This is a genomic window from Agromyces albus (assembly GCF_004134825.1).
GTDB lineage: Bacteria > Actinomycetota > Actinomycetes > Actinomycetales > Microbacteriaceae > Agromyces > Agromyces albus.
The window spans coordinates 1-17,945 of the sequence record NZ_SDPN01000003.1; the positions used below are offsets into that span (position 1 = coordinate 1).

Consider the following 17,945-nt stretch of genomic DNA (forward strand, 5'->3'; position numbering starts at 1 on the left):
CGGCCGGCGGTGCGGGCTTCGGCACGGCAGGCGGGGCGGGCTTCGGCACGCCCGGCGCTGCCGCAGAGGTCGGAGGTTTGGCCGGCGTGGCCGCCGCCCCACCACGTCGCGGTCCAGCCGCTCGGGCAGCCTTCTGGGCCTTGCGTTCAGCGCGCGTCGGCTTGGCCGCGCGCGCTTTGCGGCCGCGGCCGGCTTCGAAGTTCACCGCATCGACGTCATCGAAGACCTCGTCGCCGAGCCCGCCGAACAATGAGTCGAAGGAGTTCGGTTCCGACGAGGCGGCGGCCTCGGAGCGGGAAACAGCGAAGGCCGAGTCCGGGTCGACTCGAGAGTCGGCCGGCTCGGCCTGGGAGAACCGTGCGGGGGTGGGAGCAGTTGTGCGGCGCGACCGGAGCTCGGAGCTCGGATGGCTCGCGGCATCCGCTCGACGGTCGGCCCGCGGTGTCGGGGCAGCTTCGGCCGGAGCGCCGGCCGAGATGCCGAAGAGTTCGTCGAAGCTCGGCTGCGGCGCTGCCCCTGCACCGGCGTCGAAGCCGGGCTGCGCTACCGGAAGATCGGCGTTGCGGCCCGCACCGGCCGAAGGCTGAACGGCCGACTCGACGACCGCCTCGATGCTGTGCCCCTCGGCCTGCCGAGCCTGAGCCGCCTCGCGCTCACGTAATTCACGTCGGGTCAGGGGTCGCTCGGGCCGCGATGAAGCCTGAGTGCCTGGCGTTGAACCGTCGGGCACGAGGGGGGACTCGAGCACGTGTGAAGGACCTTCGGCATTGGGGGCGAGCGGGGGATCTCGGAGGTGTTCATCGCGACATCACGTCGAGATAACGGATTGGTAAAGACTACCTGCTGACCACCACCTTGCCAAGGCGAACGGAGATTTCCGGAAGGCGCGCGGATTGAGAGCGGGGCCATCCGCATGACGGCGGGGAATCCGCCGCTGAATCACGCGTCGACACCCGCGTCGATGAGTGCCGACGCGAGCTCGGCGTAGAGCCCGGGCGCCGCTGCGATGAGGAGTTCGATGCTCTCGGCACCGCCCCGCGGGCCGCCGACGCGAGCGCCGGCTTCGCGCGCGACGAGGGCACCGGCCGCGTGATCCCACGGGTTCAGGCCGCTCTCGTAGAAGGCATCGAGCCGGCCGGCGGCGACCCCGCAGAGGTCGAGGGCCGCTGATCCGATGCGGCGGATGTCGCGCACCCGTGGGAGCAGCTCGAGGATCACCTCGGCCTGGGCGCGCCGGCGCTCGGCGGCGTAGGAGAACCCGGTGCCGACGAGGGACTGGCCGAGCGAGACATCCGTGTTCACCTGCAGCGTTCGTCCGTCGAGGCGCGCTCCCCCGCCGGCGCTCGCCTCGAACACCTCGCCCGAGACGGGGTTCACCACGACACCGGCGAGCGCCGTCCACCTGCCCGGGTCGGCCGGCCCGTCGACGACCGCGATGCTCACGCACCACGCCGGGATGTCGTAGAGGAAGTTGACCGTGCCGTCGATCGGGTCGACGACCCAGTTCAGGCCGCTCGTGCCGACGTGGGTCGCGCCCTCCTCGCCGAGGATGCCGTCGTCGGGCCGGGCCTCGAGCACGAGCGAGCGGATCAGGGCCTCGGTGTCGCGGTCGACCGCCGTGACGATGTCGGTCGGGGTCGACTTCGTGGCCGCCACACTCACGCCGGCGGTTCGCGCGTCGAGCGAGAACTCTGCCGCGCGCAACGCGATGCTGCGAGCGAGCTCGAGCAGGTCGGCAGGTGCGGATGCGTCGGATGTCTCGTGCTGGGTCATCCCCTCACGCTACGCGGCACGCACGGCCTCACGCATGCGCCCGTCTCGGACCGACATACGCGCGGAGGAACACGGCGACGCCGCGCTCGGCGCGGCGCTCGATCGCCGAGAGATCGGGCTGCGCCGCGTCGAGGATGAACATGGCCCGATCGAGCGGCGCTCCCATGACGAGGAAGGCGAAGTGCTCGGCCGCCTCGTCGGCGTCGTCGAAGTCGAGCACGCCGCGCTCACGGAATCGCTCGAGCGCCTCGGCGATGGTGCGCATGACCCGCCCCGGGGCGCGTTCGTAGTAGTCAGCGGCGAGCTCGGGGAATCGCGCGGTCTCGCCGATGAGCAGGCGACGGAGGGGCACGACGCGACCGCCGAACACAACGCGGGCGAGCCGCACCCCGGTGTCGCGAAGCGCGCTCTCGGGATCGGCCGCCTCACCGAGCTCCCGGGCGATGTCGGTCGAGAAGCGCTCGGCAATGTCGATGGCGTTGCCGAGGATCTCGCGGAAGAGCTGCTCCTTGCCGCCGAAGATGTTGTACACGGTGCGCTTGGAGACCCGCGCCTCGGCGGCGATCTCGTCGACGTTCGCGGCGATGAACCCGTGCCGCAGGAAGTGCGCTGCGGCCGCCTCGAGGATCACGGCACGCGATCGCTCGATGCGCGGGTCGGTGGAGACCGGAACTTGCATGCGCTCCTCGATTTCTTTTACTCACCAGTGTACTAATGCACTCGTGCGTGCAATACTGCACGCATCAGTGTAGTTCACCGTAGTTCACCGCAGTTCACGATCGGAGGTCGGCCATGTCCACAACACCCGGCGCAGCTCGCGCCGCCCGCGCGAATCGCCCCTCGGGCTTCGACGGCACCGCCGCCGTCACGCGCTCACTCCTCGGCTGGGGTGTCGTCGTCGGCCCGTTCTACCTCATCGTGAGCCTCGTGCAAGTGCCCTTCACTCCGGGCTTCGACCTGGCGCAGCATCCGCTCAGCCTGCTCATGCTCGGCGGCGCGGGCTGGATCCAGATGACGAACCTCATCCTCTCGGGACTCATGGTCATCGCCGCCGCCATCGGATTCCTGCGGGCGCCCGACCGAGCCCGCGTCACCGGCTGGCTCGTCGCCGTCTACGGCGTGTGTCTCGTGGGCAGCGGCATCTTCCCACCCGACCCGATGGCCGGCTTCCCGGTCGGCTCGGAGATGGCGACCGCGCTCGGCGTCTCGGGCCTGCTGCACTTCGCGTTCGGCGCCGTGGGATTCGTCACGCTCGCCATCGCGGCGATCGCATACGGCAGCCGCAGCGCTCGCCTCGGCGAACGAGGGTGGGCGATCGGATGCCGCGTGGCCGGCGCCGTGATCATCCTCGGGTTCTTCGGCGGCGCGGCACTGTCGGCGGGCCCCGCCGGCGTCGCGTCGCTGTGGCTCACCGTGCTCGTCGGATGGGCCTGGCTCGCCGCAGCATCCGTGCACACCTATCGTGCGGTGCCGCACCCCGATGCGGCCGGCCGTGTGACCACCGCCGACGGCGGCCCTGCCGTCTGATCGGCGGGCTCAAGCCGCGCGCACGAAGCGTCGGAAACACGAAAGCCCCGGTCGAGACCGGGGCTTTTCACGTGGCGAGTGAGGGATTCGAACCCCCGAATGCTGAGCAGTCTGATTTACAGTCAGATCCCTTTGGCCGCTTGGGTAACTCGCCATTGCACCCGACCACGTTCTGCACACAACCGGGGGCCTGTCAAGGATACCCGTCGAGAGGCGTGTCGAGAAATCAGCGCCAGCGCGCGGATGCACGGCGCCAGGTGCCGTCGGGCGGGCCGGCATGATCGGCCTTCGACTGGCGAACCGCCCCGCGCAGACCCGAGCGCTGGATGACCCGCTGGATGGAGCTGCCACGCTCGTCAGGCGAACCGACGTACCGGATCTCGCGAAGCCCCTGGTCTTGGGCCGCGGACTCGAACACGAAGTGGCCGTAGCCGAAGATGCGGCCGATCATCGGCTTTCGCACCGAGATGTCGAGGATTCGCGCGATCGGCATGGTGGCGATGTGCTGCGACAGGATGCCGTGCACGCGGAACACCCGCATGTTGGTGATCACGAAGCGGTCCATTCGAGCCTGGAGGATCCGCCACGTCGCGTGGAGGGCCAGACACATGGCGATGACGAACGGAACCCACCAGGCCGCGGCCGGCACCCAGAAGATGATCAGCAGGAACGGCACTGCGGCGGCGAGCTCGAGCATGGGACCGACGATCGCCGCCCAATGCTTGCGCACCTCGTCGATGATGACTTCGCCCTCGTCTGCGATGAGGTGCCGCTCGACCCGGGGGTCGAATTCGAACAACCTCAAGACGCTCATGTCGCGAGCGAGGAGAAGAACCGGCCCATCGCGTCAGTAGCCGTCACGACCGCGCCGACGGCGCCTTGCACGGCGTTCGCGGCATCCTCAGGCCGGGAGATCATGTAGAACAGGGCGAAGATCACGACGAGCGCGATGCCGATGCCCTTGACCCACTTCATCACGATGCTTCCCTTCGACGGCAACGGCGGGCAAGCCGCCCCCGGTGCAAGCCCTGACGCATGCCTTTCTACAGCACGAATTCGCGACGGGGCAACGCTTGCCCCGCGTGGCGCGGCAATCGTGCCGAAGTTGTCAGCTTCGGCGTCGCCGCACGAAGCCGACCAGCACCGCGGCGAGACCGGCCAGAAGTGCCACGCCGCCCGCGATGAGCCAGGGCATCACATCGGCGCCGGTCGCCGCGAGCGCTGCAGGCGCCGCGGATGCTGCAGCGGTCGCAGCCGCGGCGGGCGCGGCGGTTGCGATTGCGGCGAACACGACCGAGGTGGCGGTCGCTATCATCCCTGCGATTCCCATGCGGCGCTTCGACATGCGTTTCATGCTGACAGACTTCGCGTCACCGCGCCAGAGATCGATTCGCCCCGCCGCTAGGATTCGAGCGAGGCCCGAACGCGCGAATCGCGCGGGAAACCGAGGGCGAGGAGCACATGGCCGGCATCGAAGAGGTGGCGAAGCTCGCGGGCGTGTCGACCGCGACGGTCTCGCGCGCGCTCAGCGGCCGCGGACACGTGTCGCCCGCGGCGAAGGCGAAGGTCGAGGAGGCCGCCGCCCGGCTCGGCTACGTGGTGTCGTCGAACGCGTCGAGCCTCGCGTCGGGTCGCACGCGCAACATCGGCGTCGTCATCCCGTTCCTCAACCGCTGGTTCTTCTCATCCGTGCTCGAGGGCGCGCAGCAGTCGCTCCTCCGCAGCGGCTACGACCTCACCCTCTACAACCTCTCGGGCGACGGCCGCGAGCGCGCGAGCGTGTTCGAGCACTTCCTCATGCGGCAGCGCGTCGACGCGGTCATCGCCGTCTCCCTCGAGCTCACCGAACGCGAGGTCACCCGCCTGCACGACTTGGGCAAACCGCTCGTCGGCGTCGGCGGGCCGATCCCCGGCGTGCGTACGCTCACCATCGACGACGTCGCCGTGGCTCGCCTCGCGACCGAGCACCTCATCGGCCTCGACCACTCGCGCATCGCCCACATCGGCGGCGACCTCGAGTTCGACCTCGACTTCCACCTGCCCACGAACCGGCGCATCGGCTACGAGGCGGCACTGCGCGACGCCGGCATCGAGGTCGACCAGCGCCTGTTCGCGCCCGCCGACTTCACGATCCGCGGCGGCTACCACGCAGCCAAGCAGTTGCTCGGGGTGCCGCACGACCGGCCGACGGCGATCTTCGCGGCATCCGACGAGATGGCCATCGGCTCGATCCTCGCGGCCCGCGACCTCGGCCTCGTGGTGCCGCGCGACGTCTCGATCATCGGCATCGACGACCACGACCTCTCCGACTTCTTCGGCCTCTCGACCGTCGCCCAGTTCCCGCGCCTGCAGGGCGAGAAGGCCGTCGAGATCCTCATGGAGCAGCTCGAGCCGGGTCCGGATGCCGCTGCGCCCGCCGCCACCCCGCTGCCCTACGAGTTGCGGGTGCGCTCGAGCACAGCGCGACCCGTCGACCCCGCTCGCTGACGGAGCCGCTGCCCGAGCCCCGTCGACCGTGGCAGCGGTGTTCGCCGTGCGTCATGTGAGTTTCGCCTCACACGAGGCAGGATTCACACGAGCCAGACGGAGCACGTGCGCGGGCTGCGATCCGAACCGAGCCGGATCGAGATCCCGTCCGACCGCGACGACGGCCGGCCCCTTCCGGCTCGCGAGGGCCTCGAGGATTCGATCGAACAGATCGCCGGACTCCGTGTTGAACTCCGTGCCGAGCGTGGCCACGATCGACCCATCCGGGCTGGGCTCGCGTCCGGCCTCGGGCCTGATCCACACCGCATCGGGCGGCGGCGGAAAGGCCGGATCCCGCATGGCCGGCGCGAAGGGAATGACGAACAGGTCGCCACGAGGACGCGCAGGCCCCATCGAGTCCGAGCTCGGCACGGAGCGTCACGGAGGGCGTCAGGCGCTGAGCCGCAATCGCGCGAAGGCGTCTTCGATCGCGATCGCCGCGGCGCCGCGCGCCCATGACACGAACCCGGCGTCATCGACGTGCAGCTGCAGCGGTGAGGCCTCCGCGTCGCGGTCGGCGGCGAGCGCCTCGCGAGCCGCGCCCTCGGCGACCCGCCACAAGCCGATGCCCTCGCCCGAGAGCACGACCGTGTCGACCATCGCGAGGTTCGCGATGTACGCGAGCATGCGACCGAGCGCCCGTCCGGCGGCCGTCGTGATCGAGACGGCGAGCGGATGCCCCGCCTCCGCGAGCTCGAGCACCTCGTCGTACCTCACCTCACGGCCGAGGGCGATGCCGAGTTGCGCGCAGATGCCCGGGATGGAGAGCATCGCGGTGGAGCATCCGCGGTGCCCCTCGATGCAGAGCGGGCCGCTCGCGTCGAGCGGCAGGTGGCCGGCGAGGCCGAGCCCCGAGTCGGGCGTGACGATGACCCGGTCGTGCATGACGAGGCCGTAGCCGACGCCCGCGCCGATCGTGACGACGGCGAAGTTCGGCAGGCCCCGCCCGGCGCCGAACCACTGCTCGGCGGTGGTGAGCGCGGTGACGTCGTTCTCGACGGTGACCGGCAGTCCGCCGAGCTCGCGTTCGAGGAGGTCGGCGAGCGGCACGTCGCGCCACTCGAGGAACGGCGCCCGCTTCACGATGCGCCGACCGGCCACGTTGCCGCCGATGCTCAGGCCGACGCCCGCGACATCCGTGAGGTCGCCTGTTCCGGATGCCGCGGCGACCTCGCGCACGACCGCGGCGATCGCCTCGACCACGGCGGCCACGTCGTGCCCTCCGAGAGCGTGCGCGGCGCGAGTCTGCGCGGTGGCCCGGAGGTCGGTGGCGACGCCGAGCACGTCGTCGCCCGTGACCTTGATGCCGATGAACCGTCGCGCATCGACGCGCACGTCGAGCGGCTTCGCCGGGCGCCCGATCGCGCCCTTCTGCTCCTCGACGCCCTCGACGAAGAGCCCGAGGTCGAGGAACGGCTTGCTGAGCCGCGTGAGGCTCGCGGGCGAGAGGCCGAGGCGTCGTCCGAGTTCCGAACGCGAGATGGGGCCGTGGATGAGCACCTCACGCGCGAGCTCGCGCGCGGAACGGCTCGCCTCGGTGGTCGTGGCATCCGTCATCGGGTTCTCTTTCGGCGTCGGCCTATTTCGTTTCATTGTGACATGAACCGAGCGGCGGAACGGCGGGCAGCACCCGGCGGACGCTTGGAGACACTGTCTTGACAGCCCAGTTATTTCTGCCGTAGAAAGAATTCATGCAAGGCAGCACCACTGGGCTCTTCCACCTGCGCAACGGAGGCACGAGCGTCATCATCGACGACCGGCACTCCCCGCTCCCCGCGATCGTCTACTGGGGTGAAGACCAGGGCGATCTCGCCGAGTCAGAGCTCGCGGCGCTCGGCGTGGCGGCACTGCCGCAACGCGTCTCGGGCGGCCTCGACCAGCCGGCCCCGCTCACGCTCATCCCGCAGGAGTCCTCGGGCTGGCTCGCGACCCCGGGGCTCAGCGGCCATCGCGACGGCCGCTCGTTCTCGACCAAGCTCGAGACGACCGCGATCGACGTCGACGAGGCATCCGGAACCGCCGAGATCACCGCGACGGATGCCGCAGCCGGCCTCGAGGCCACGATCACGCTCGAGGTCACCCCCGCGGGCCTCCTCCGCCAGCGGATCTCGCTCACGAACCGCTCACCCGAGCCCTATTCGCTCCTCGCGCTCGCACCGACGTTCCCGCTGCCCCACGACCTCGACGAGCTCTTCGACACGACGGGCAGGCACCTTCGCGAGCGGTCGCCGCAGCGACACGCGTTCACGATCGGCGGCCACGTGCGCGAGAGCCGGCGCGGCCGGCCCGGCTCCGACGCGAGCCTCCTGCTCGCCGCGGGGCGCGCCGGCTTCGGATTCGAGCGCGGGCTCGTCTACGCCGTGCACACCGCGTGGAGCGGCAACCACCGGTTGCTCGCCGAGCGCACGCCCACTGCCGAATCCTTCTTCAGCGCCGGCGAGCTCCTCGGGCCCGGCGAGATCGTGCTCGCCGAGGGCGAGACCTACACGACGCCCTGGGCGATCGGCTCGTGGGGCGACGGGCTCAATGCACTGTCGAAGCGATTCCACGATGAGTTGCGTGCGCGCCCGCAGCATCCGCGTCGCGCCCGCCCGGTGACCCTCAACACGTGGGAGGCCGTGTACTTCGACCACGACCTCGACAAGCTCGGCGAGCTTGCCGAGCTCGCGGCATCCGTCGGGGTCGAACGCTTCGTGCTCGACGACGGCTGGTTCCTCGGCCGACGCGACGACACCGCCGGCCTCGGCGACTGGTTCGTCGACGAGACGGTCTGGCCCGCTGGGCTCGGTCCGCTCATCGAGAAGGTGCAGGGCCTCGGCATGGAGTTCGGCCTCTGGGTCGAGCCCGAGATGATCAACCTCGACAGCGAGCTCGCTCGCGAGCACCCCGACTGGATCCTGCGCGGCCGCGACGAGCTGCCGGTCCCCGCCCGGCAGCAGTACGGGCTCGACCTCGCGCACCCCGACGCGTGGTCCTACCTGCTCGAACGGCTCGACGCACTGCTGAGCGAATACGACATCGCCTACCTCAAGTGGGATCACAACCGCGACCTGCTCGAGGCCGGCGCCGCCGACACGGGCCGCGCTCGCGTTCACGACAACGTCGCGGCGCTCTACCGCCTGCTCGCGGCACTCAAGCAGCGCCACCCCGGGCTCGAGGTCGAGTCGTGCGCATCGGGCGGCGCACGCGTCGACCTCGGCATCCTCGACCACACCGACCGCGTCTGGACGAGCGACACCCTCGACCCGATCGAGCGGCTGCAGATCCAGCGCTACACGAGCCTCCTCGTGCCCACCGAGATCATGGGCGCGCACCTCACGAGCCCCGATGTGCATTCGACCCAGCGCTCGGTCTCGCTCGACTTCAGCGCCGGCATCGCCTTCTTCGGCCACCTCGGCATCGAGTGGGACCTCACCGGGCTCGACGACGAGGGCCTCGCGGCGATCTCCCGCTGGGTCGAGCTGCACAAGCAGCACCGCGCGCTCATCCACTCGGGCGCGCTCGTGCACGGCGACACCGCGGATGCCACCAGCGACGTGCGCGGTGTCGTGGCCGCCGACGGGGCATCCGCTCTCTTCACCTTCACCCAGGTGTCGACGAGCGTGACGTACCCGCCCGGCCGATTCACGCTCCCGGGGCTCGATCCCGACCGCCGCTACACGCTGCGCATCGTCGCCGGAAGCGTCGACGCCGGACCCGGCCAGTCGCCGCTCGCGTGGGCCGGGCAGCAGATCACGCTCACCGGCCGCCAGCTCGCGACCGCGGGGCTGCAGGCGCCCGTGCTCTTCCCGGCACAGCTCGTGCTGCTCGAACTCAGCTCCCCCCGGCTCGTCGGCGAGACCGGCGCGGCCTGACCCTCACCACTCGCACGACCTGCACCACGAAGCGCAAGGAGGCGCACTATGACGGATGACACACCACGCGGCATCCCGCACAGCTCACGACGCTCCCGGCGACGACGAGCGGTGAGCACCGTGGCGATCGCCTCGGCCGCAGCGCTGCTGCTCGCGGGCTGCGCGGCACCCGCCGGCGAGGGAGACGTCGTGACGCTCGACTTCTTCCAGTTCAAGGGCGAGGCGCTCGGTGATTTCGACGAGATCATCGCCGACTTCGAGGCGGAGAATCCCGACATCAGGGTCGTGCAGAACCTGGTGCCCGACGCCGACACGGCGATCCGCACCCTGCTCGTGAAGAACAAGACGCCCGACGTCATCACACTCAATGGGTCGGGCTACTTCGGCCAGCTCGCCCGCGCCGGTGTCTTCCACGACTTCACCGGCGACCCGCTCGTGGAGGAGGTCAACCCCGCGGTGCAGGAGATCCTCGCCGATCTCGGCACGTTCAACGGCGATGAGATCAACTCGCTCGGCTACGTCTCGAACGCCGACGGCATCATCTACAACCGGGAGATCTTCGCCGAGCAGGGGCTCGAGCCGCCGACGACGTGGGACGAGCTGATCGACGTCTGCGAGCAACTGCAGGCGGCGGGCATCACTCCCTTCTACGGCACCCTCTCCGACGCGTGGACGGCGATGCCGGCGTTCAACGGCATCGGCGCGTACGAGGCAGAGGGCGGGTTCTTCGACGAACTCCGCGCACAGGGAACCGAGGTCGGACCCGAATCTCCTGTCTCATTCGAGAAAGACTTCCCCGACACCCTCGACCGTCTGCAGGAGCTGTACTCCTTCGCGCAGGAGGGGTACCGCGGCCGCGGCTACGACGACGGCAACCCGGCGTTCGCGAACGGCGAGTCCGCGATGTACCTCCAGGGCGTGTGGGCGCTCGCTCCGATCCTCGACAACAACCCCGACTTCGATGCCGGCGTCTTCCCGTATCCGACCGACGACCCCGCCGATCGGAAGCTCGTCTCGGGCGTCGACGTCACCGTGACGATCGGTCGCGACACCGACAAGTTCGACGCCGCGAGGAGATTCGTCGAGTACCTCTTCCAGCCTGACGTGATGGACGCGTTCGCGGCCTCCCAGAACATGTTCTCGGCGCACGTCGATGCGGCGCCGACCGAGAACCCGGCGCTCTCCGAGCTGCAGCCGTTCATCGACGAAGGACAGATCACGGGATTCATCGACCACCAGATCCCGCCCGCGGTGCCGCTCGTGCCGACGATCCAGCAGTTCCTCCTCGATGGCGACGCCGACGGGGCGCTCGCCACCCTCGACAACGAGTGGCGCAAGGTCGCCGCGCGCACCATCACCGTGAGCGGAGACTGATCATGGCAACCACCACGCTTCCCGACGTCGCGGGCCGCGCCTCGCGCAAGGGCGTCGACGACGGCGCCGGCAAGCGCCGCAGCGCGCTCGGGCGCGCGCTTCCCGCCTACTACTGGATGGTCGTGCCGGCCATCGTGCTGTTCGCGTTCTTCCACACCCTGCCCGTGCTCGTCGGCGTGTTCTTCAGCTTCACGAACTACGCCGGGTACGGCGCATGGGACTTCATCGGCATCTCGAACTACGTCAACCTGTTCCAGGACGACCGGGCGCTCAGGGCCTACGGGTTCAGCTTCGGGTTCGCGATCGCCGCGACGATCCTCACGAACGTGATCGCGCTCCTGATCGCTCTCGGACTGAACGCGAAGATCGTGGCCCGCAACACGTTCCGCGGCGTCTACTTCGTGCCGTACGTGCTCGCGATCCTCGTCGTCGGCTACGTGTTCCAGTTCTTCTTCTCGAACTCGCTGCCGAAGCTGCTGCCATCGATCCCCGTGCTCGCCGACAACATCCTCTCGAACCCCGACTGGGCCTGGGTCGCGATCGTCGTGCTCGCCGTGTGGCAGGCGGCAGCGTTCTCGATCATCATCTACCTCGCAGGCTTGCAGACGATCCCGGCAGAGCTCTACGAGGCGGCATCGCTCGACGGCGCCGGCGCATTGCAGCAGTTCAGCCGAATCACCTTCCCGCTCATCAGCGCGTTCTTCACGATCAACATGGTGCTGAGCCTGAAGGGCTTCCTGCAGGTGTTCGACCACGTGGTCGCACTGACGAACGGAGGACCAGGGACGGCGACCGAGTCCATCACCCTGCTCATCTACCGGGGCGGCTTCCAGGGTGGCGAGTTCGCCTACCAGACCGCGAACGCGGTGATCTTCGTGATCGTGATCACCGTGGTCTCGCTCCTCCAGTTCCGGGTCCTTCAGCGCAGAGAGGCCGATTTCTGATGACAACCGCAGCACCCACCACCACCTCGACGGCGGCGATGATCGCCCTCGACGACGAGATCGACACGACCGAGGGGCCGGCGGCTCGCCGTCGCCGCCGCCGCGCCGAGCAGCTCGACACCAGGAAGATCAACTGGTGGGCCACCGCGCTCATCGCGGTGTGCTCGCTGACTGTGCTCATCCCGCTCTACCTCGCCGTCGTCGTCTCCCTGAAGACGCCCGACGATCTCGCGAGCGGCACCGGATTCGAACTGCCCACGACCTGGGACTGGGCGAACTTCGGCGAGGCGTGGGAGCGCACGAACTTCCCGCAGGCCATCGCCAACACGGCCTTCATCACGGTCGGGGCGGTCGTGCTCACCCTGCTCTCGAACTCGGTCGTGTCCTATGCGATCGCGAGGAACATCCACCGCCCGTTCTTCAAGGGCGTGTTCTTCTACCTGCTCGCGGCGCTGTTCATCCCGTTCCCGATCATCATGCTGCCGCTCGTGAAGCAGACCTCGCTCCTCGGACTCGACAACCAGACCGGGCTGATCATCCTCTACACGGTGTTCGGGCTGTCGCTGAACGTCTTCATCTACACGGCCTACATCCGCTCGATCCCGATCGAGCTCGAGGAGGCGGCACGGGTCGACGGGGCTTCGACGTGGCGGGTCTTCTGGTCGGTGATCTTCCCGCTGCTCGCGCCGATGAATGCGACCGTCGGCATCCTCACGTGCGTGTGGGCGTGGAACGACTTCATCCTTCCGCTCGTCGTGCTCTCCGACCCCGCCGCCCGCACGCTGCCCCTGGCGCAGTACATCTTCCAGGGACAGTTCAACACCGACTACACGGTGGCATTCGCCTCGTACCTCATGGCGATGGCCCCGCTGCTGCTCATCTACGTGTTCGCACAGCGCTGGGTCATCTCCGGCGTCATGCGAGGCTCGATCAAGTGACGGATGCCGCGGGCCGGGGTCTCCACCGAAGCTCGGCCCGAGTCATCCGCTCGCCCCTCAGAAAGGAACCCTGTGACGATCACCCAAGCTCCTGAGTCCGAGACGATCCTCGCGAAGGATCCGGACTGGTGGCGCCAGGCCGCCGTCTACCAGATCTATCCGCGCAGCTTCGCGGACTCGAACGGCGACGGCATCGGCGACCTCCCGGGCATCACCTCCCGAATTCCGTATCTCGCCGCGCTCGGCATCGACGCGGTGTGGCTCTCGCCGTTCTACCCGTCGGCCCTCGCCGACGGCGGCTACGACGTCGACGACTATCGCGACGTCGACCCGAAGCTCGGCACACTCGCCGACTTCGACGAGATGGTCGCGGCGCTCCATGGCGCCGGCATCCGGCTCATCGTCGACATCGTGCCGAACCACTCCTCCGACCGGCACGAGTGGTTCCGTGAGGCGCTCGCCTCCCCGGCGGGCTCCGCCGCGCGCGACCGATACATCTTCCGCGACGGCATCGGCCCCGACGGCGACCAGCCGCCGAGCGACTGGGAGGGGATGTTCGGCGGCCCGGCGTGGCATCCGGTCGGCGACGGCCAGTTCTACCTGCACCTGTTCGCGCCCGAGCAGCCCGACTTCAACTGGGCGAATCCAGAGGTGCGCGAGGACTTCCTCACGACGCTCAGGTTCTGGTCGGACCGCGGCGTCGACGGCTTCCGCGTCGATGTCGCCCACGGCCTCGCGAAGGACCTCACCCACCCACTGCCGTCACGAGCCGAGCTCGCCGACCGGCTGCTCGCCGCCGACGGCACGCACCCGCTGTGGGACCGCGAGGAGCTCAGCGAGATCTACGCCGAGTGGCGCGCGGTGTTCGACGAGTACGACCCGCCGCGCATCGCCGTCGCCGAAGCGTGGGTCGCGCCGAGCCGACGTCACCGCTACGCGCGGGCCGACAGTCTCGGGCAGGCGTTCAACTTCGACCTGCTTCGCGCCGAGTTCGATGCCGACGCGTTCCGGGCGATCATCGCCGACAACCTCGCCGCCGTTCGCGAGACGGGTTCGTCGAACACGTGGGTGTTCTCGAACCACGACGTCGTGCGGCACGCGACGCGGTACGGACTGCCCGCGGGCGGCGGCGCCGATGGCGAGGTCGGGGCGGCGTGGCTGCTCTCGGGCGGCATCGCGCCCGAGCTCGACGCGTCGCTCGGCCTCCGCCGCGCCCGCGCCGCGACGCTGCTCATGCTCGCCCTCCCCGGCAGCGCCTACCTCTACCAGGGCGAGGAGCTCGGCCTTCCCGAGGTCGCCGAGATCCCCGACCACGACCGGCAGGATCCCACCTTCTTCCGCAATGCCGGCGTCGAGGTCGGCCGAGACGGATGCCGCGTGCCGCTGCCCTGGACGAAGAGCGGCTCCTCGTTCGGCTTCGGCGAGGGCAGCGCGCACTTGCCGCAGCCCGTGTGGTTCGGCGAGTTCTCGGTCGAGGCGGAAGACGCCGACCCCAGCTCGACGCTGAACCTCTACCGGCGTGCGCTGTGGCTACGTCGCGACCTGCAGGATTCCGAGGAGCTCACGTGGCTCGAGAGCGGCGCCGACTCGGTGCTCGCGTTCGAGCGACCCGGCGGATGGCGCTCGTTCACGAACTTCGGTTCGGAGCCGGCGCGGCTTCCCGAGGGCGAGGTGCTGCTCGCGAGCAGCCCGATCGAGGGCGACGTGCTGCCGCCGGCGACCACGGTCTGGTTGCGCTGATTCGCAGGGCGAGCGGATGCCGCGGGCACGCCCTGCGCGCGGCATCCGCTCGTCGTTACACTTGGCGGCATGGCAGATTCAACGTTCGACATCGTTTCCAAGGTCGACCAGATGGAGGCCGACAACGCGCTCCACCAGGCGCAGAAAGAGGTCGCGCAGCGCTACGACTTCAAGAACGTGGGCGCGTCGATCGAGCAGTCCGGCGACAAGGTGCTGATCAAGGCCAACAGCGAAGAGCGCGCGAAGGCGATCCTCGAGGTCTACGAGGCGAAGCTCATCAAGCGCGGCATCTCGCTGCGTTCGCTCGACGCCGGCGAGCCCTTCGCCTCGGGCAAGGAATACCGCATCGAGACCACGATGAAGGCCGGCATCGACTCCGAGAACGCGAAGAAGATCAACAAGATCATCCGCGACGAGGCGCCGAAGAGCGTGAAGAGCCAGATCCAGGGCGACGAGCTGCGCGTCTCATCGAAGAGCCGCGACGACCTGCAGGCGACGATGGCGCTCCTGAAGGGCAAAGACCTCGACGTCGCGCTGCAGTTCGTGAACTTCCGCTGAGCGAGACCACTCGTCCCCCGGTCCCCCGGCGACGCGACTCCCCGCGCTCCGCTCTCCCGTCTCTGCGCCGCCGCCTCCACTCCGCGGCAGAGGGTGGCGTTCCGCCGGAGTGACCGAATTCGGTGCCTCCTGCGAAACGCGGCCACTCAGCGATCGGATGCCGCGATGCCGCCGGCCCTCAGCTCAGGATGATGCGACGACGCACTCGCGGCACTCCGAGCGCGGCCAGGCGCGCCGCCACGGGATCCTTGTCGATCATCTCGCCCCAGTCCCACCGATCGAACCCTGCGACCTGACGACGGATCGCGTTCTCACGGTCCTTCTCGCCGATCACGAGATCGGCCGCACGTTTCGCCGCTGCGGCGGCCGCGAGAGCGGCAGCGGCCGCGACTTCCGTCTCAGCGCTGGACGCGGGCCACCGCTGCGGAGATCCCATGCCGTTCGACGACCCCGTCGCATCCCGCCGAGCCAGCGCAGACCGATACTTCCCGCGCCCGTCAGCTTCCGCGCCCACATTGACCTCCGGCCAGTAGAAGTCGAGGAACGCCCGTTTGCCGAGCTCCGGCAACCAGAGCTCGTGCTGCAGCTCGGGCTGCGCGAATCCGAGCTCCTCGATGAGGAGGCGGCTCCCGGTCTCGAGGGGCGTATCGGCGAGCGTCGTCGCACGCTGCAGCACCGCGTCCGCCCGCTGGCTCCGGGGGTACGGCTTCAACCGTTCGTGTTCTGCGTGGAGCCGTTCGAGTGAGGTCTTGGGTGGGGCGCCGCCGAAGCGAGGAACGTGGAGCGCGGCATCCGTCGCCGTCAAGGCTGCGACGAGCGGCGCGTGTCGCGCGAGCTGTAGCAGGGTGAATTCGACGGCTGTCACCGCGCAACCGTCGACCATCACGATCTCGACGTCGCGGGTTCGAGCGACGGTGACGACGCCCTTGCGCCGACTGCCCTGCGGATCGCGTGACAACACGAACACCTCGCTTGGCCAGGAGCCGATGACCGGCAGGCCCTTGAGGGCCGCGGCGGAGTAACTCGTGAACACCGGTGCGGTGAACGCCCGTGCGGCGGCGCGGACGACGGTGAGGTACGCCAGTCGATCCGCCTCGGCGCCAGCAGGGGCATCCGCCTCGGTATCGACCGCCGCGATGACGTTGCGATACACGCCACGTCGCACGCGCTCGATCGTGCCGGCGGCGACCGCTGAGTAGAGCTCTGACTGGCGTCCGAGCGCTCGCACATTTCCGAACAGGATGAGGCCGTGGTCGTCGGCCGGCAGCGGATTGTTCATGCCGCCGAGCATGCGCGCGCCGAGGTCTGCGGATCCGCCGGGGCGAGCTGGGACGTGTGCATTCGCGAACTGGTGGCGCGGTTGAGGAGGAGTGACGCTATTCCACGGGAGACACTGAACGCGGTGCCTCCACGCGAACACGCTCCTCCTGCGCGGGATGCCGGCGAGCCAGCGCGAGTCCCTCTAACGCGGGCGTAGGTACGGGGCGGTGCCGAGCCTAGGGTTGGGATGTGCAGCCGCCATCTGACGACCCTGCCGCAATAGCCGGAGACGACTCGCCGCGCCCACGCGCACCTGGCGGGCGCGGCGCCCGCTTGGGTGGTCTCGCAGTGCTGCTGGTGATCGCGATCCAGGTCGCCGTTCCCACCGTGGCACTCCTGCTTCCGCCTCCGCAACGGTTCGGGTTCCAGATGTACTCGGGACTCGGGGGTGTCGGTGTGACCGTCATCGACAGCGAGGGCGTCGAGTCCTCCTTCGAAGACGCCCTGCAACTCGTCGGAGAGCTGCGTCCGGAGATCGATTGGGTGGCGACGCTCCCCGAAACCGTGTGTGACGCCGTTCCGGATGCGGTCCGAGTGCGTGTAGAGCAATCGGACCGGGAACGGACGGTGGAATGCGACTGACCGAAATCCGGACCGATCCTCGGCCTGTCGCGATCGCACGCGTCGGTCTGGGGCTCGCCACTGTCCTCACCTCGATCGAGGCGTACGACATACTCGCCGCGATCTCTGGCGGCAAACTCGCCATGCCGGTGTTGCCAGGCGTCCCGGCACCGACGCTGCCCTGGTTGACGGTGCTCATCGTCCTCACCATCGGGGCCGCCGTCGCTGTCACCATCGGCTGGTACACCGAGCAGGCGGCGATCGTCTCAGTCGTCCTGGGCATCGCGATCCTGCTCTGGGACCAGCAGACGTACAGCAGTCACCGACTGCTGGCGACGCTCCTCATGGCGTACCTCGTCTTCGCGAAGGCCGGTACGGCCTGGTCGATCCGGCCCATTTCCGGGCGACCGTCAGTCCCGTGGTGGCCGCAACTGCTCATGATGAGCCAGCTCTCGGTGCTCTATCTCTTCTCGGGGCTCAGCAAGATCAACGTGTGGTTCATCTCGGGCGTGCCCCTCTCCAGTTGGGTGTGGATCGAGCTGCCGTGGCAGACCTACGCCATCGCGGCGGTCATGACGATCGTCGTCGAGCTCGTCATTGCCGTGGCCCTGTGGTTTCCAAGCTCCCGGAGGGTCGCGATCCTCCTCGGGCTGGGGTTGCACTTCTCCATCGTCGTGCTGATGGATCACGACACGCTCGCGTTGCTCGCGTTCGCCATTACGTGCGTCTCGCTCTATCCGCTCTTCCTGTTCCGGCCTCGCCTTCGAGACGTGCGGCGCGGCGTCGGCAGCGCGGTGACCACCCGTGCGACCAGTGCTGAGTAACCAGGC

The 17,945-nt window shown here is 69.1% G+C and carries 17 protein-coding genes, 1 tRNA gene and 1 pseudogene; 10 read left to right on the forward strand and 9 right to left on the reverse strand.

The features are described 5' to 3' along the window. The 3 genes and pseudogenes from ESP51_RS20825 to ESP51_RS02320 form a co-directional block, all read right to left on the reverse strand. Positions 1-748: pseudogene (locus tag ESP51_RS20825) on the reverse strand (hypothetical protein); the annotation flags it as partial. Positions 749-939: 191 nt separating this feature from the next. Continuing rightward, positions 940-1,773 (reverse strand): inositol monophosphatase family protein, encoded by an 834-nt coding sequence (locus tag ESP51_RS02315; RefSeq protein ID WP_129519283.1) that lies wholly within the window; start codon positions 1,771-1,773, stop codon positions 940-942. Positions 1,774-1,801: 28 nt separating this feature from the next. Next, positions 1,802-2,452: a TetR/AcrR family transcriptional regulator gene (locus tag ESP51_RS02320; RefSeq protein ID WP_129519284.1), complete on the reverse strand. Its 651-nt coding sequence runs from the start codon at positions 2,450-2,452 to the stop codon at positions 1,802-1,804. 113 nt (positions 2,453-2,565) lie between these two features. Here ESP51_RS02320 and ESP51_RS02325 point away from each other — a divergent pair, with 113 nt between their 5' ends. Continuing rightward, a complete protein-coding gene (locus tag ESP51_RS02325) occupies positions 2,566-3,300 on the forward strand; it encodes a DUF998 domain-containing protein (protein WP_129519285.1) in 735 nt (244 codons plus the stop codon). Positions 3,301-3,372: 72 nt separating this feature from the next. Here the strand turns inward: ESP51_RS02325 and ESP51_RS02330 are convergent. The 4 genes from ESP51_RS02330 to ESP51_RS02340 all read right to left on the reverse strand — a co-directional run bounded on the left by ESP51_RS02330 (position 3,373) and on the right by ESP51_RS02340 (position 4,654). Next, a tRNA-Tyr gene (locus ESP51_RS02330) sits at positions 3,373-3,454 on the reverse strand. Positions 3,455-3,526: 72 nt separating this feature from the next. Then, positions 3,527-4,114: a PH domain-containing protein gene (locus ESP51_RS02335; protein ID WP_129519286.1), complete on the reverse strand. Its 588-nt coding sequence runs from the start codon at positions 4,112-4,114 to the stop codon at positions 3,527-3,529. Further along, positions 4,111-4,278, reverse strand: a complete 168-nt coding sequence (locus ESP51_RS20480; RefSeq protein WP_164990361.1) for a hypothetical protein — start codon at positions 4,276-4,278, stop codon at positions 4,111-4,113. Before ESP51_RS20480 ends, ESP51_RS02335 begins: the two co-directional genes overlap by 4 nt. Positions 4,279-4,408: 130 nt before the next feature. Next, positions 4,409-4,654: an LPXTG cell wall anchor domain-containing protein gene (locus ESP51_RS02340; protein WP_129519287.1), complete on the reverse strand. Its 246-nt coding sequence runs from the start codon at positions 4,652-4,654 to the stop codon at positions 4,409-4,411. A 107-nt stretch (positions 4,655-4,761) separates the two neighbouring features. Here ESP51_RS02340 and ESP51_RS02345 point away from each other — a divergent pair, with 107 nt between their 5' ends. Next, positions 4,762-5,787, forward strand: coding sequence for a LacI family DNA-binding transcriptional regulator (locus ESP51_RS02345; protein ID WP_129519288.1), 1,026 nt, complete (start codon positions 4,762-4,764; stop codon positions 5,785-5,787). A 429-nt stretch (positions 5,788-6,216) separates the two neighbouring features. On the opposite strand, the gene ESP51_RS02350 is transcribed toward ESP51_RS02345, so the two are convergent. Beyond that, a complete protein-coding gene (locus ESP51_RS02350) occupies positions 6,217-7,383 on the reverse strand; it encodes an ROK family transcriptional regulator (protein ID WP_129519289.1) in 1,167 nt (388 codons plus the stop codon). A gap of 134 nt (positions 7,384-7,517) precedes the next feature. Between ESP51_RS02350 and ESP51_RS02355 the strand changes: the two genes are divergently transcribed. The 6 genes from ESP51_RS02355 (at position 7,518) to ESP51_RS02380 (ending at position 15,234) form a co-directional block, all read left to right on the forward strand. Beyond that, positions 7,518-9,680 (forward strand): alpha-galactosidase, encoded by a 2,163-nt coding sequence (locus ESP51_RS02355; RefSeq protein WP_129519290.1) that lies wholly within the window; start codon positions 7,518-7,520, stop codon positions 9,678-9,680. A gap of 48 nt (positions 9,681-9,728) precedes the next feature. Further along, positions 9,729-11,054 (forward strand): ABC transporter substrate-binding protein, encoded by a 1,326-nt coding sequence (locus ESP51_RS02360; RefSeq protein WP_129519291.1) that lies wholly within the window; start codon positions 9,729-9,731, stop codon positions 11,052-11,054. A gap of 2 nt (positions 11,055-11,056) precedes the next feature. After that, entirely contained in the window at positions 11,057-11,998 is a 942-nt protein-coding gene (locus tag ESP51_RS02365; RefSeq protein ID WP_129519292.1) for a carbohydrate ABC transporter permease, read from the forward strand. After that, positions 11,998-12,936, forward strand: a complete 939-nt coding sequence (locus ESP51_RS02370) for a carbohydrate ABC transporter permease (protein ID WP_422386821.1) — start codon at positions 11,998-12,000, stop codon at positions 12,934-12,936. Before ESP51_RS02365 ends, ESP51_RS02370 begins: the two co-directional genes overlap by 1 nt. 78 nt (positions 12,937-13,014) lie before the next feature. Next, the gene (locus ESP51_RS02375; RefSeq protein ID WP_422386824.1) at positions 13,015-14,676 is read left to right on the forward strand and encodes a glycoside hydrolase family 13 protein; all 1,662 of its coding nucleotides are present in this window, start codon (positions 13,015-13,017) and stop codon (positions 14,674-14,676) included. A 69-nt stretch (positions 14,677-14,745) separates the two neighbouring features. Further along, positions 14,746-15,234: a YajQ family cyclic di-GMP-binding protein gene (locus ESP51_RS02380; RefSeq protein WP_129519294.1), complete on the forward strand. Its 489-nt coding sequence runs from the start codon at positions 14,746-14,748 to the stop codon at positions 15,232-15,234. Positions 15,235-15,412: 178 nt separating this feature from the next. Here ESP51_RS02380 and ESP51_RS02385 read toward each other — a convergent pair whose 3' ends face one another. Beyond that, complete coding sequence (locus ESP51_RS02385) at positions 15,413-16,513, reverse strand: hypothetical protein (protein ID WP_129519295.1); 1,101 nt, start codon at positions 16,511-16,513, stop codon at positions 15,413-15,415. A gap of 314 nt (positions 16,514-16,827) precedes the next feature. Between ESP51_RS02385 and ESP51_RS02390 the strand changes: the two genes are divergently transcribed. Both ESP51_RS02390 and ESP51_RS02395 read left to right on the forward strand, forming a co-directional pair. Further along, positions 16,828-17,136 carry a hypothetical protein gene (locus ESP51_RS02390; protein WP_129519296.1) on the forward strand — a complete coding sequence of 103 codons (309 nt, stop codon included), beginning with the start codon at positions 16,828-16,830 and terminating at the stop codon, positions 17,134-17,136. Further along, positions 17,127-17,939, forward strand: coding sequence for an HTTM domain-containing protein (locus tag ESP51_RS02395; protein ID WP_129519297.1), 813 nt, complete (start codon positions 17,127-17,129; stop codon positions 17,937-17,939). The genes ESP51_RS02390 and ESP51_RS02395 overlap by 10 nt, the downstream gene beginning before the upstream one ends. Positions 17,940-17,945 lie beyond the last annotated feature (6 nt).